12 protein-coding genes are annotated in these 14,261 nt (G+C 37.8%); 11 read left to right on the forward strand and 1 reads right to left on the reverse strand.

Annotated elements, in window-relative coordinates; all coding sequences use genetic code 11:
- Nucleotides 1–45: 45 nt before the first annotated feature.
- The 7 genes from DKG80_RS00710 (at nucleotide 46) to DKG80_RS00740 (ending at nucleotide 10,868) form a co-directional block, all read left to right on the forward strand.
- On the forward strand, nucleotides 46–1,752 hold the full coding sequence (locus tag DKG80_RS00710) for a hypothetical protein (RefSeq protein ID WP_221409020.1): 1,707 nt from the start codon (nucleotides 46–48) through the stop codon (nucleotides 1,750–1,752).
- 34 nt (nucleotides 1,753–1,786) lie between these two features.
- A complete protein-coding gene (locus tag DKG80_RS00715; protein WP_221409021.1) occupies nucleotides 1,787–3,718 on the forward strand; it encodes a hypothetical protein in 1,932 nt (643 codons plus the stop codon).
- 327 nt (nucleotides 3,719–4,045) lie between these two features.
- On the forward strand, nucleotides 4,046–6,841 hold the full coding sequence (locus DKG80_RS00720) for a VPS10 domain-containing protein (protein ID WP_109829367.1): 2,796 nt from the start codon (nucleotides 4,046–4,048) through the stop codon (nucleotides 6,839–6,841).
- A 142-nt stretch (nucleotides 6,842–6,983) separates the two neighbouring features.
- On the forward strand, nucleotides 6,984–8,822 hold the full coding sequence (locus tag DKG80_RS00725; RefSeq protein WP_221409022.1) for a sulfatase-like hydrolase/transferase: 1,839 nt from the start codon (nucleotides 6,984–6,986) through the stop codon (nucleotides 8,820–8,822).
- A gap of 191 nt (nucleotides 8,823–9,013) precedes the next feature.
- Nucleotides 9,014–9,559: a hypothetical protein gene (locus DKG80_RS00730; protein ID WP_109829369.1), complete on the forward strand. Its 546-nt coding sequence runs from the start codon at nucleotides 9,014–9,016 to the stop codon at nucleotides 9,557–9,559.
- 12 nt (nucleotides 9,560–9,571) lie between these two features.
- A complete protein-coding gene (locus DKG80_RS00735; RefSeq protein ID WP_109829370.1) occupies nucleotides 9,572–10,138 on the forward strand; it encodes a HupE/UreJ family protein in 567 nt (188 codons plus the stop codon).
- Nucleotides 10,139–10,352: 214 nt separating this feature from the next.
- Nucleotides 10,353–10,868, forward strand: coding sequence for an endonuclease V (locus tag DKG80_RS00740; RefSeq protein WP_109829371.1), 516 nt, complete (start codon nucleotides 10,353–10,355; stop codon nucleotides 10,866–10,868).
- A 4-nt stretch (nucleotides 10,869–10,872) separates the two neighbouring features.
- Here the strand turns inward: DKG80_RS00740 and DKG80_RS00745 are convergent, their stop codons facing one another.
- Complete coding sequence (locus tag DKG80_RS00745) at nucleotides 10,873–11,283, reverse strand: hypothetical protein (protein WP_109829372.1); 411 nt, start codon at nucleotides 11,281–11,283, stop codon at nucleotides 10,873–10,875.
- A 301-nt stretch (nucleotides 11,284–11,584) separates the two neighbouring features.
- On the opposite strand from DKG80_RS00745, the gene DKG80_RS00750 reads away from it, so the two are divergent.
- The 4 genes from DKG80_RS00750 to DKG80_RS00765 all read left to right on the forward strand — a co-directional run bounded on the left by DKG80_RS00750 (nucleotide 11,585) and on the right by DKG80_RS00765 (nucleotide 14,003).
- Nucleotides 11,585–11,809 carry a HupE/UreJ family protein gene (locus tag DKG80_RS00750; RefSeq protein WP_162555599.1) on the forward strand — a complete coding sequence of 75 codons (225 nt, stop codon included), beginning with the start codon at nucleotides 11,585–11,587 and terminating at the stop codon, nucleotides 11,807–11,809.
- A 105-nt stretch (nucleotides 11,810–11,914) separates the two neighbouring features.
- Nucleotides 11,915–12,448, forward strand: a complete 534-nt coding sequence (mog, locus tag DKG80_RS00755) for a molybdopterin adenylyltransferase (protein ID WP_109829374.1) — start codon at nucleotides 11,915–11,917, stop codon at nucleotides 12,446–12,448.
- 35 nt (nucleotides 12,449–12,483) lie between these two features.
- Nucleotides 12,484–13,218: a helix-turn-helix domain-containing protein gene (locus DKG80_RS00760; protein ID WP_109829375.1), complete on the forward strand. Its 735-nt coding sequence runs from the start codon at nucleotides 12,484–12,486 to the stop codon at nucleotides 13,216–13,218.
- A gap of 95 nt (nucleotides 13,219–13,313) precedes the next feature.
- Nucleotides 13,314–14,003, forward strand: coding sequence for a peroxiredoxin-like family protein (locus DKG80_RS00765; protein WP_109829376.1), 690 nt, complete (start codon nucleotides 13,314–13,316; stop codon nucleotides 14,001–14,003).
- The last annotated feature ends 258 nt before the right edge of the window (nucleotides 14,004–14,261 follow it).

Raw genomic sequence — 14,261 nt, forward strand, 5'->3', positions numbered from 1 at the left:
AGACTATGGCTAGTCGTAGTCCTCATATTAATTGAATTGAAAGAAATGAATAAAATGAAAATATTTCCTTTAGTAGCTGTTATTGCGATTCTAGTGCTTGGATGTAAGACAGATCGTGAAGATAGCAATAAGCTAGATAGCCGATACCCAATTCTTTTTAACATGGTTCACCATAATCCAGGTGAACCTAGGTTCAACACTAAATATACTGAACCATCATACATCAAAGAACTAGGTTACAATGGACAAGTTCCGAAATTTGAAATCCAGTGTGCAGTTACCTACGATGACTATGAAGAAGCTTTGGTTCCTTATGGCTCCTCTGAGAGACATTGGATCGATAGAAAAGCAGCTGACATCAGAATCATGCTTGAAAATGCCAAACGTGCAGATATGCCTATGTACCCATTTACGGATGTGTTGGTACTACCAAAATCTGTGATGGAGAAGTATGGTGAAGAGATGAAAAAGGATGGATATATATCCATTCAAAAAGAGAGAACCAAAGAGCTTTTAAAAGCTCAGATAGCTGAAATATTCAAAAAGTATCCAGAACTCGGAGGGTTGACTATCAGATTTGGTGAGACTTATTTACACGATACACCTTTTCATGTAGGAGATAGGCCTGTTAGATCTCCTAAAGACCATATTGAGATTCTCAACTTGCTAAGAGAAGAAGTGTGTGTCAAAAGAGATAAAAAACTGTTCTATAGAACGTGGGACTGGGGCAAAATCAAGAAGAAGTTTCATCTAAGACCTGATGTGTATTTGGAAATTACCAATGCAGTAGAACCCCACCCAAACTTATATTTTTCGATCAAGCATGTGAATGGAGATTTCTTGAGAGATCTTCCTTTCAACAAAACAATTGGTATCGGTGATCACCAACAGATTGTAGAAGTATCGATCAATCAAGCAGGTATGTATGGTAGAAACGCTCATCCATACTACATAGGTAAAGGAGTCACAGAAGGCTGGCCAGAGATGGAACAGAAGAAAGGGTTGAGAGATTTATACGATGCGGAACAAGTCAAAGGTATCTGGACATGGACTTGGGGAGATGGCTGGTATGGACCATACTTTGGTAATGAATTCTGGATGGATTTGAATGAAAACATAATCCGAGAATTTGCTCTAAAACCGGAGAAGACCGAACAAGAACTCTTCAATGAATATGCCACTTCAGTGCTAAATATGACGCCTGAAAATATAAGTAAACTACGAGAGCTATGTATGCTATCAGTGGATGCGGTATTTAAAGGTCAAGCTACAAGTCTACAATACATGCAGCCTTGGTGGATACGTGATCATTTCTTTTCAGCGCAAGACATGTCTATCTATGTGCGAAAAGGAATTGCAGATACGGTATTGATAGAGAAAAAGGAAAACCTGAAGACTTGGTACAAAATGGAGGAAATAGCGAATAGCATTTCCATGCCAAATAAAGAAGATGAAGAGTTTGTTAGAGTCTCTACGACATATGGACGCATTAAATATGAACTGATAGAGTTAATTTTCCGAACTCAGATCATGTTTGCTGAGATGGAAATAGGTAACCCCTTTGATAAAGAAGAAGCTAAATTAATTCTAGATACCTATGAGGCTAAATGGGCAGAATGGCGAAAGCTCAAAAAACAATACGCAAGCTGTCCAACTCTCTATGTGGATTATGAAGCTATTCATTGTCAGCGCAATGAGCCTTTTTCTGTCTCTATTCAGAAACTGAAATCACTGCTAAACGATACGAAGTAACCTAAAGCAATCTCAAATCAACGAAGTAATGACTATGAAACACTTTACACTAATTCTTTTATTAATCACTGTAATGAGCCTTTGTAATACGACTGCTCAAGTATTAGTAGATGTCAATCTCAATGTCAAACATATTGTAGGTGGAGAGTCTAAGTTTGACCGTAAAAAATTCATTGTGATGCACGCCGGATTGAACAATGGTGAATGGCCAAATACGGTAGCTAGAGATACTTTCTTGACTAACTATGATGTGTATTTAGGACGTGAGAATGGAACGCTGCCAGGATATATCAGAAGGATCAGCGAAGACCCTAAAAAAGAAGGTTGGCCCAATGTCGTTGATATCAAATCAGTAGGGAAAGCTCAAAAAAAGAAATATGCTTCTAAATCAGTAAATCCTGATCTTTTAGCCAGAACCGGAGGTATGATGATTGGAGGTCAGTTCAATAATTATCCAACAGGAAAGCCGCTACCCACCTACAAGGGAGTCAAGCCTTGGACTTTAGCTAATAATGAAGCAGCAGCTGAGTTTTATGCTCAATTCTTCAAACAAGCTTATGGAGGAGAAGGAGAACCAAGACCTCAATACCTTGAAGTCATCAACGAGCCTTTTGTAAAATCGGGAAAATATGGAACAACTAGACAAGCGATTTCAGAGTTTCATGTAGCAGTAGCCAAAAGAGTCAAGAAGTTGAATCCTGAAGTGAAAGTAGGTGGTTATACTGCTGCATATCCTGAATACTCAGCCAACAACTCTAATTTCAATCATTGGAATAACAACTGGAAAAGGTTCATAGATGTAGCGGGTAAAGAAATGGACTTTTACTCTTTGCACATCTACGACGGTATGGCCAAAGATGGGAAAGAAAACTACTACAGATCTGGTAGTAATATGGAGGCCATGTTGGATATTATCGAAAGCTATAGCATGATCAAAATAGGTGAAGTGAAACCGTTTGTGATTTCTGAATACGGTTATTTCTGGCAAAGAGAGGAGATTACGGAGTTTACCAAGGAGTTTCAATGGGAGAACCTTAGATCATTTTCTACCATCATGATGCAGTTAATGGAAAGGCCAGATCAAATGGAAAAAACGATTCCATTCATGCTGTTGAAAGCAGGCTGGTGGAAGAAAGAAAGTGGTGCTAGATATCCATATAGATTGTTCAGACAGAAGTACGAACTCGAAGGAGAGACAGGAAACGAATGGGTATTTACAGAGTTAGTTAAGTTCTATCAGCTATGGAGTGATGTGAAAGGTACTAGAGTAGATACAAAGGCTTCAGATATAGATATACAGGTAGATGCATATATAGATGGGAAAAAGATGTATTTAATCTTGAACAATATCGAACAGAGCAATCAAACTCTTGATTTGAATCTAATAGATGGAGGTAACAACAAGGTAAAAAGCATCAAAGCTAAGCACCTATATGAAGTCAACGGTTTACCGACACTAGAAGAAATAGAATTAGATGTCAATACCGCTCAGGTAGAAGTTTCAAAATGTGCAACAATGATTTTGGAGTATACTTTCCAAAAAGAGGTGAGCATCGATGAAGCTTCGGAAGAAACAAAAATATATGCAGACACCTATTTAAAGAAAATAGAAGCGGGCAAAACCAATACATTCAATTTCAAGACAGCAGATTTGAAAAAAGCTAAATATGGAGAACTGGTATTACGCCTTGGAATTGGTAGAGAACACCCTTCAGAAGGAGAGTCGTTTGTTTATCCTGAAGTGACTTTCAATGGTACTATGATTGATATACCTACTGATTGGCGAGGGTATGACCAAAGTGCCAGAAAGAGATTTTTTGGAGTATTGGAGATTCCAGTTCCATATGAATTGATTGATAATAACTCTGCACAAAATACAGTTGAAGTTAAGTTTTCAAATAGTGGAGGCTATATAAGTAGTGCAGTGCTTCAGAAGTTTGACTTTAGCAAAGACTTGAAAAGATGAGAATTCCGCCAAATCGTAAAAGTTTTCAATCATAAGTTGATCATCAGACCTAAAAAGTAAGATACTACAGAGTAAGGGAATACGGTATAGGGAAACCTTCTATACTGTATTCTCTTTTTGATTTGAGGGCTATAATATAAAAATGCTCTACCTAGACTTGTTTGTATCTTGACTTGTTTCTTATTAGCCAGACTATTGATCAATCTGGTACATATAATGTACATGATGATGGAGTTTCCTTTTGAGTATACAGTTGTTATTTGCGATGGATGAGACTCCGAAAGGAGAGATTTTATCGGTACGAAGTGAGGTAAGTTAAGAAGTAAGATGATAAAAAGACTAACAATTTGTCTAGCACTATTGGTGACAGGCATGGTAGAAACACAAGCGCAAGAGGCGTTTTTTAAAAAATTACAGTCAGAAAGAGTTGAGTCTGATAATACAGTTATTTGGACGACTCAGGTATCCCCAGGTAATGCAGGATATGCCAATTTCATTCGTTACCATCCTACTATACCAGGTAAGGTGGCACTATCACAAGATATGTGGAACCATTACCAAAGTGATAATAATGGTAGTAGATGGTATAGTACTGTCGATTATGATGGAGATGGTCGATTTGGGCGTATGCTGGATGTAGAATGGTGTCTAAATGACCCTAAGACAGCTATTTCAATCTCGACTTCTGAGCTTTGGGTTTCGAGAGATACGGCACGTAGTTTTCAATTAGTCTTGAATTGTCCTTGGTATAAAAAGGATAAAGATGGATCGGATAAGGATAGCTGGAGAAAGAAAGTAGCGGCTGTAGCCATTGACCCTAACCAATCCGATACATGGTTTGTTGCTGGCGGAGGCCATGTTCGTGGAATGGACTGGATGTCTACTATGAAAAGCGCCAATGCAGCCAATCCTCATGGCAAAGAAACTGAAGGAGAAGGTAAGCTTTGGAAAACAACCGATGCAGGTAAAAGTTGGGAGTTGATCAACTCAGGGATACACGAAAAAGCCCAAATTGGCAGAATCATTGTTCATCCCAAAAACTCAAAGCAAGTCTTTGCAGCTTCTACATATGGGCTCTATAAGTCTGACAATGGAGGCAAAAGCTGGAAACAGATCGGTGCTAAATCCTTCAATAGCAATGTGATAATGGATATGGACTATTATTATGATGCTTCAAGTGGTGATTTTATCCTTTATCTCATTGATCAGATTCAATATTTACCGGATAGTAAAACAACCAAATGTATTGGAGGTGTTTATACAAGTAGTAATGAAGGCAAGTCATGGAAGAAAATTAACGGTAATCTGGGATTGGATATTAATCAATTATCAGGTGGAGTACCTAAGAGCTATTATGGATTCATCAGTAGGTGGTTTGGTATCAAACCAGCCGAAGCCAAAAAACTATACCCAGAATTACCAACTGATGCATTGCAGTATTTCAACTCATTGAGTACTGACCCAAGTATGAAAGGTAGAGTCTATATAGGGTTCGATGACCCACATCAAAAGAAGTCGATTGTGCCAGGGAGACTTTGGGTGACTGAGGACAATGGCAATAGATGGACCAACACAGCGAGATTATTTACTCATGTTTGGGAAAATGATAAGGATTACTGGGAATCTAGAGGTAACCCTTGGCATGAAAATATGGAGGCAGGCCACGAACATCACCCGATACAGTGGGGAGGTATTTATCCGATTAGAGCTAACAGAGGTTTTGATGTTGGGGCAGATGGTAGTGTAATGATGTTAAATGGTCATAACACTTTTCTGAGTACCAATGCTGGTAAGAGCTGGAAGCAATGTGACGAAGACTATAGTGCGTCAGGTTCGATAATAGGTCATGGTAATAGCAATATGTGTGCTTTAACTATCACGCAGGACAAACGAGATAGCATTACTCTTTTGGGAGCTGCAGAGCACTGTCTTTGGATACCAACTGACGAGAGTCAGGATGATAGAATTGCGATCAAGTACGTCAATACTGCTCCAGAGACAGTTTCTAACATTGTTTTTGATCCCTATGATAGTCAGACTGCTTACCTGACCTCAAATAGACAAAAAGATAAAGAGCACATATTTAAGTCAACAGATGGAGGAGAAACTTGGAAGATTCATGGCGTAGCTACTCCAGCATCCAAAACTTGGCTTGATGATTTTTATACTAATGGACTGACTATAGACCCAATCAATAATCAATACATGTACCATGGGGTCACAAGAATTGTCAATAAGAAAAGGTTGAAAGAAGGTGGTTTCTTCAGATCAGAAGATGGTGGAAAGACTTTTCAAGCTAGTAATGTAGGTCTACCATCTCCAGTTCGGGTCAATGACGTGCAATTTGATCCAAGAGATAATTCTTGCCAATCGCTATTCATCGCGGCAGAGTATAGCAATTTCGCGTACCATGGTCCAACGGCTGAGGGAGGTTTATTTCATTCCTCTAATCGAGGCGAGTCTTGGACAAGAGTAAATACACCGGATCAGGTGAAGGGTGTACAATTTGTATACTTTGATCATACCAACCGAATGTATATTACCACAGGTTACAGAGGAGGTGGTGCCGGAGTGTGGTACTCAGACGACTTTGGAAAAAATTGGACAAAAGTATTCGGCTATGCGGGAGTAGATGTAATTGATGTTTCTCCATTTGATCATAATATGATTGTACTAGGCAATAGATACGGTAAGAAAAATCCAGGCGTCTATATCAGTCGAGACAGAGGCGAAACATGGTCAAAATGTAATAAGGACATCATTTTGCCTCAGGTGATCGAAGATGTAAAGTTCGATATTCTAGACCCAAGCAAAATGTGGATAGCTACTAAGGGTACAGGATTTTATAGAGGTGAATTAGAGAATGGAGGTAAGGTACAGGTAGTCGATATAAGACAACGATCTATCAAGTTCACTAATAAGGAATCAAAGCAATTGCATGCCGATTTTGTGAGCCCTCAATACAGTGAAAAGTCTGTTCTATGGAAGTCTGCCAACGATGCTATTGCAAAAGTTAATGATAAAGGAGAAGTGATTCCAGTCAGCAAGGGGCAAACTAAGATCTGGGCAACTACGACGGATGGTAGGTTTTCGGATTACACTATAGTTACAGTGATGCCTTAATCGGTATCTAAAATAGTAGTAAAATCCACCCTTGATCAGAGATACTATGTTCTCATGATAAATATTAAAAAGTAGGTTCTTTGGAAAAGGTTTTTAGCAGAAGACCAAAGAATAAAAAGAAAACGAAGTAGAAATGAAACATATGAGATTATTTATTCTGGTATGTCTAGGACTATTCCTATTTAAGGATGGAGCCCTAGCCAAACAAAATAAACAACAACCAAACATCCTGTGGATCGTGACGGATGATCACAGGTATGATGCAGTAAGAGCATTCAACAAGATGCTACACGGTCGTGAGATGAGTGAATTGGGTTATGTCGAATCACCCAATATCGACAAGCTGACAGAGATGGGAACTACATTTGTCAACTCATATTGCCACTCGGCGGTATGTGCACCATCTAGAGCAGCGATGCATTATGGACGATATCCTTTCAGAACGGGCGTATATGCCTTCGAATATCACAACAACAATCTTGATCATTGCAAGCCGACGCTTCCAGAGCAAATGGCTGATTTAGGGTATCAAACTTTTCACGTGGGTAAACTAGGAGTACGAATCAAGACTATTACAGCCGAAGGAAAAACTAAGGCACATCCTATTTATCAAAATGATGTTAGTTTCAAGCAGATGGCAAAGGATGGTATGACTGATTGGGGTAAGGATTGGTTCAGAACATTTGAAGGAGAAAAGCTAGAAAAGCCTATCAAAAACCTAGTATTCTTTGTGTCTCCTGATGGAACATTTGAATACAACTCTACAGAGCTGGAAAGACAAAAACCTGAGTTTGCAGGTATGAGTGAGGAAGTGCTTAAGAAATACGACCTTCTACGTATCTACAACGAAAAGAAAGGGAAACATTTGGATAAGGGAATGATTCTAGCCGGTGTTAGTTCTCAGCCTGCTGGCAAAACTAGAGATGGTTATTACAATAAAGTATTAATTGATTATCTCAACAATACTGATCCTAAGTTTAAAGTCGGTTCGCAAACAGTAAATGGTCTGGAGGCTGATAAGCCACTCTTCGTACACTTGGGATATGATTTTCCACACACACCAGTGATTCCTCCAAAGAGCTATAGAGATCGATTCCAAAAGTATAAATACGATGTGCCTGAGTTTGATGAGAAGGAACTTGAACTTATGCCAAGGCAAATTCAAGGTTATAGAAAACAGGCTGAAACGGATCATTTCTCAGATGAGGAAAAGCAGAAGATGGTTCAGGATTACTATGCATTCTGTGCCTATGGTGACGATTTGATAGGAAAGTCGACAGAGGCGTTTATCAAATACAGTGAAGATCGTAATCAGCCTTGGACTATTGTCTATGTGAATGGTGATCATGGTTGGAAACTGAACGATAAAGGAGCAGTCTCAAAGTGTACTCCTTGGGATGTAGATACGCACAATCCGATAGTGATCGTATCGTCTGATAAAAAGAAATTTCCTCCGGGAAAAGTAGTCAAAGACTATACTGAGTTCGTAGATATTGCGCCTACTATACTAGCTGATGGTGGTGCTAATTTGAAAAGCAAACAGTTCGCCTATCTAGATGGAATGGATATGGCGGAAGTAGCAGCTGGAAAAGCACCTATTCGTGATTATATCATTGGTGAAAGTCATGCGGCTACCGGACCTAGAGCATTTATCAGGACGAAAGAGTTTGTCTTTTCAATGCAAACTAGGCCTTGGAAAAAGAATCAAGAGAATTTGGACTGGGCTAGAAAAGCGAACTTGGATCAGATTGATCCAGCGTTGTATGATATGGTCAATGACCCTAAGGAAACCAATAATCTAGCTTTTGATAAAAAGTATAAGGCTATCACTGAGGCGATGAGAGAAAAACTCACCAATATTATCTTCGACGAGCGGGTCGAAGTGGATTGGGAAAAGTGGGGTAGTGGTACTAAATCATATAAGAGTAAGAATATACCAGATGCTCATGACTATAAATTAGACCTTCCGGGAGTCATGTGATTAACTAAATGAGTTATTAAGATTAAAAGCGTCCATCTGATAAGCTGTTTCCAGCTTGCTAGATGGACGCTTTACATTTTAGGGGGTATACTAAAACTAAAGGAGTCAATATTAAAGATCATTGAAACTGTTTGACTTATTCGTTAGATTTAGAATAGTGATTTTCATTTGATTATTAACTGATTCCCGAAATGAATAAGAACATCCTTAAAGCCATTGGCCTCTTGGTTACAATTGGACTACTTTCATATATATCTACATTTTTTGTCTCTTCTAAAATTGATTATTACTACCAAGGTGAAAAGTTTAGACTAGATACCGAAGAAGGGTTTACAACCGAGCAGGTCTCAGAATTGGCTAGGTTATGTAAAGGAATAGTCCCCAAGTCTTCATTTGAAAATAGAAAAGATTACATTGACTATCACGGTGAATGCATAGTCAGAGGATATGGATCTTCTCACTCAGGGGATAATACCGAGGTAGGTCATTTTTCCTTCATTGGGATCAAAGTTCCTATTGACCGCAGTGAACGAGTTTTCTTTTATTGCAATCCTAAGGGGACTGATGCTTATTATTTTGTTCATGAGATTTTAAGGTACAAAGGGGTAAACTATAAGTTTGTTACAAAAAATGATTCGCTATACATTATGAATCATAGTATGACCGTTTGCTTGGATTCGATTCCTTTTGATATCAATGATTTGCCTTATCAACCAGCACTAACTGCCCAACTCTAATATATCCTGATCATGAAACCAACTATTGTACTAATTGCTCTTATGCTTCCACTTACCGCAATGGGACATGATGTCACTGTGGCAGGGAGTTTTCATTCTGGTCTTTTGCACCCTGTATTCGGTTTGGATCACCTTTTGACCTTTTTATGCTTTGCTTTTCTAGGTAATCAGAATGACATTTCTTGGAATGTTCTTTTTGTTTTAGTCGTATCGATGTTTCTCGGAACTATTATTGGATTTCAATCTTCCTACATATCTTATATTGAGTATGCTATAGGTGTATCTGTAATTGTTTCAGGCCTAGTGGTAGGATATGATAAAAAGTTGAAGCACGCTCTTGTTTATATTCTGGCATCTGTATTTGCCATCTTTCATGGGTATGCTCATGGAGTAGAAATGCCTTACAAAGAAATGGCCTTTGAGTTCGTGGCAGGATTTTTAACAGGCTTATCTATTATTTATGGGATTGGTATTTTGATCTGGAGTGTTTTGCAGAAGAGTGCTAGTTTGAGGTTTATCAAATGGCTGGGGTGGGGAGTTTTTGCATGGGGAGTTTATGCGTTTGTTTTCCTTTATTAACCTTTACATAATCAGGTACGGTAAGTTGCTATCGATCTGGTCATCAGAAATACCAAAACCAAGTAAGCTTATTCATAGTGATATAATCTTAGTTTTTATAATTTTATGCCTTGTAAAACTGCTTTGCTGCCATGCAGTAGTATGACAAGAACACATACTATTCGCGCTCGATGCTATAATTACTAAAGTTAAACTTAAATCAATATAGTCTTTCTTGATCTATTGCTTTGATACATTCTATCGAGAAGATTGCGCCAAAACTGCTGTAGTAGGCATTGAAGATTGGTATTCTCCTGAACCTGCATTTGAACTCACAGATACTATTAGTGAAGTCAATGACTATGAAAGTGGTGCTTTCTACAAAAGGGAACTCCCTTGTCTTTTGAGTATTATTGACAAAATAAACCTTGACCCTTTAAAGGATATCCTAGTCATTGACGGTTATGTATTCTTATCAGACGAAGGAAAAATAGGACTCGGAGGGTATCTATACAATGAACTCAAAACTAAAGTACCAATCATTGGTGTCGCTAAAAACAATTTCTTCACACTAAATAAATTAAAAAAAACTATCTTCCGGGGCGGTAGTAAAAAGCCTTTATTTATAACAGTCTTAGGGTTTGATTTACAAATAGCTAGTGAAAAAATAATCAGCATGCACGGTGATTTTAGAATGCCTACTATTCTCAAATTGGTAGATCAAAAGTGTAGAGATATTAGTTCGCAATAAATTATCACCCATTAACTCTTTCGGCTTTTACTATTTCTAATCCCTCAAATGTTACTTCCCAAACGCCATAAATGTCTTGATATAATTTCCCACTAAGAGAATAATTTCTAATATACTTAATTACCTCGCCATCTCCACTTAATTGAAAACCAGTAAACATATATTCGAAAAAAATACTTTCAAGCTCTTCTTTACTTAAGAAGTCAATTTCTTTTACAAGACTAAAAAGCTTGGCTTGAGCAGCAGTCTCTAAATAGTTTGAATTACTTTGAATTTTACTTATTATACTATTTAATAACCTGAATGATACTTTATTGTATTCATCATCCGTCAAAAAATAAGACTCATAAATCCACGCTTGATGTGATTCATAGTATTCAAATTTTTCTTTTCCTATCATAACCGCACTAATCATTACCTATTACTTTTAGTCCATCTGTAAAATGCCAACAATTTACACAGCGGGGTGGTGAAGCATTTTCAGCTATGTGTAATTTTTTATTGTATAATAAAAAATCTTGTAAATCTGATTCGGTAAAACTACCACCCCTAGCTTTAATAGCTTTATCCATAGCAACTACTTCCCTGTTATTCGCTCTTTTGTCTCTTTGTGAAGAAGTATTTCTCCACTTTCGTCATAATCTTCTTCCAAATCGTTTGTCCAATATCGAAACATGTTATTAACCATTGCCTATCACTTTAACTCCATCCGCCATATGCCAACAATTTACATAACGTGGTATGCTCATGGAGTAGAAATGCCTTACAAAGAAATGGCCTTTGAGTTCGTGGCAGGATTTTTAACAGGCTTATCTATTATTTATGGGATTGGTATTTTGATCTGGGGTGTTTTGCAGAAGAGTGCTAGTTTGAAGTTTGTCAAATGGCTGGGGTGGGGAGTTTTTGCATGGGGAGTTTATGCGTTTGTTTTCCTTTATTAACCTTTAATAATCAGGTACGGTAAGTTGCTTTGTGCTCTCAGTAAAAAAATCAATATCGATTCTCCTATATTCTAATAGTTTTGTTGATCTGAACGAGAATCAACAATGGATAAAGTAAGAATAGGAATAATCAACGTCTCTGATCGTGCAAGTCGTGGTGAGTATGAGGACTTACCGGGCAAGGAAGTCAAACGTTTGATGGATTTGTGGTTGAAGAATGATTGGGAGGCTGAGTATGCGGTGATTCCTGATGAGCAGGATCAACTGGAACGGGAAATGGTACGAATGGCTGATGAGCAGTCGTGCTGCTTGATAGTGACTACTGGTGGTACAGGGCCTGCTGTACGCGATGTGACTCCAGAGGCTACTAAAGCGATATGCGAGAAGATGCTTCCGGGGTTTGGGGAGCAAATGAGACAAGTCAGTCTCAACTATGTACCGACTGCAATTTTGTCTAGACAGACGGCTGGTATAAGAGGAAAGTCGTTGATTGTTAACCTTCCTGGTAAGCCTAAATCTATTAAAGAATGTCTTGAAGCTGTATTCCCAGCGATTCCATATTGCATTGACTTGATCGATGGTCCTTTCATAGAAACTAATGAAGAGGAAATGAAGGTTTTTAGGCCTAAGAAGAAGTAAAGACATATTGAACGTTTCATATTTCACAATGTTAAATGATACACGCAATTCAAAATAATGAGAAGATAACCCCAGATCATAAGAATTTATTGATCTTGTTCGGAGGTACGATCACTATAGAGAAGGATGGAAACATCGGTGCTGTCCCTTCGAGAAAATACTTGTTCTTTGATGAGGCTTTTGAAATCATAGCGGCTTCGCCTTTTATTGAAGGGTATGTGGTAAAAATCGGGAAAGACGAATTGGAGAAGTTTCCTGATGTCAAAGAAGGGTTGTCAGGTGTAGAATCTTATTTTGATATCAGGGATGTGGAGAATCCTGAGGATAAAAAAAGTAAGATCAGGTCTCTATTGGAGGCAGAGAATAATAGTCATTTGGTAGAAAGTTATACCCACATATTGTGGAGTGAAATTATTCGTGATTTTAAGAATAGCCTTCAGAAAAAATCAGTTGTAGAGCAATTTTCAGAGCTAATAGATCAAAATATAGAAAAGAACTATTGTGCAGGTACATACGCTGAGATGATGGATATTCCGCTGAAAAAATTGATTAAAGAAGTAAAGTCAAGTGAGCATAAGACACCTTGTAATTTTATTACTCAAAAAGTGATCGAAAAGGCTAAGTATAAATTGCTCACTACTGATGATACTAGTCAGGCGATAGCTTATCAGTTTGGCTTTGATGATCCTTATTATTTCATTAAGTATTTCAAAAGAAATACAGGTCTTACTCCGATTCAGTTCAGAGCTCAGCATTCGGTCGAGGAGTAGGAGGGAATTTATTCCATCATTTAGATATTTTTTCCATTTTCTGAAGTGGTGATGTGATTCATTTTTGTAAGGGTTAACTACTAAATGTATTGCATATGAAACTGTCGAAGTCCCTTGCCGATTTGAAGTCGAATAATGAGAAGAAAATCCCCGCAGAAAAATGGGCAATAATGGAGAGAAGCACACAAGAGCTTAAAGAGTCTTCGTTGATTGATCATGTCATTCAAAAAGGTAAGACTCTGCCAGAATTCAAGCTGTCCAATCAGAAAAACGAACAAGTATCTCTTACCGATTTTCAAGACGACTTTTTAGTTGTTTCATTTTACAGAGGAGGGTGGTGTCCATATTGTAATTTAGAGCTTAGAGCTTTACAAGGTGTTTTACCGAAGTTGAGAGAACTAAATGCAGATCTGATAGCTATTTCTCCAGAGACACCTGACAACTCTTTGACTACTACTGAGAAGAATGAGTTAAGCTTTAGTGTGTTGAGTGATATAGATAATCTATATGCTAAGTCCCTTGGTTTGGTATTTCAGATGCCCGAAGACTTAAGTGAACTCTATCATTCTTTTGGTCTACATGTAGATAAGCACAATGGAAACGAGGACTATGAGCTACCGATGCCAGCAACATTTGTTTTGAACAGAGAGAGAAAAATTATTTACAGTTTCGTAGCTGAAGACTACACGGTACGGTTAGATCCAGACAGAATTATTGAAGTGATAACAGAGGCCGCTAATATCAGATCAGATTTGTCTTTTAACATTGATTTTGGTCGTTCATGATTTCAAATGGCTAGTTGTGGGGTTGTATGGAAGCAGTCATGAGTGTGCTTGTTTATATGCTGTCTTGGAAAAGTTAAATTTTGTATAGTAAAATTATAATACAGTATAAACAAATTTACATTCTATATTAAAATATTATAATTTATATTAATGAAATAAACTTTTAGCCTTTCCAGATTAACATTCTCTCTAGACAAAATTCAAATTCGTCTAGTTAGATTTTAAAATGTTCTGTATTTAGTACAATTCATGGGGCTG

It is taken from the genome of Reichenbachiella versicolor (assembly GCF_003171675.1).
Lineage (GTDB): Bacteria > Bacteroidota > Bacteroidia > Cytophagales > Cyclobacteriaceae > Reichenbachiella > Reichenbachiella versicolor.

Coding starts and splice junctions, on each gene's coding strand:
- DKG80_RS00725 (WP_221409022.1), top strand. CDS start 6,984: ATGAGATTATTTATTCTGGTATGTCTAGGACTATTCCTATTTAAGGAT.
- DKG80_RS00735 (WP_109829370.1), top strand. CDS start 9,572: ATGAAACCAACTATTGTACTAATTGCTCTTATGCTTCCACTTACCGCA.
- DKG80_RS00715 (WP_221409021.1), top strand. CDS start 1,787: ATGAAACACTTTACACTAATTCTTTTATTAATCACTGTAATGAGCCTT.
- DKG80_RS00765 (WP_109829376.1), top strand. CDS start 13,314: ATGAAACTGTCGAAGTCCCTTGCCGATTTGAAGTCGAATAATGAGAAG.
- DKG80_RS00710 (WP_221409020.1), top strand. CDS start 46: ATGAATAAAATGAAAATATTTCCTTTAGTAGCTGTTATTGCGATTCTA.
- DKG80_RS00730 (WP_109829369.1), top strand. CDS start 9,014: ATGAATAAGAACATCCTTAAAGCCATTGGCCTCTTGGTTACAATTGGA.
- DKG80_RS00720 (WP_109829367.1), top strand. CDS start 4,046: ATGATAAAAAGACTAACAATTTGTCTAGCACTATTGGTGACAGGCATG.
- DKG80_RS00745 (WP_109829372.1), bottom strand. CDS start 11,283: ATGATTAGTGCGGTTATGATAGGAAAAGAAAAATTTGAATACTATGAA.
- DKG80_RS00750 (WP_162555599.1), top strand. CDS start 11,585: ATGCCAACAATTTACATAACGTGGTATGCTCATGGAGTAGAAATGCCT.
- mog (WP_109829374.1), top strand. CDS start 11,915: ATGGATAAAGTAAGAATAGGAATAATCAACGTCTCTGATCGTGCAAGT.
- DKG80_RS00760 (WP_109829375.1), top strand. CDS start 12,484: ATGATACACGCAATTCAAAATAATGAGAAGATAACCCCAGATCATAAG.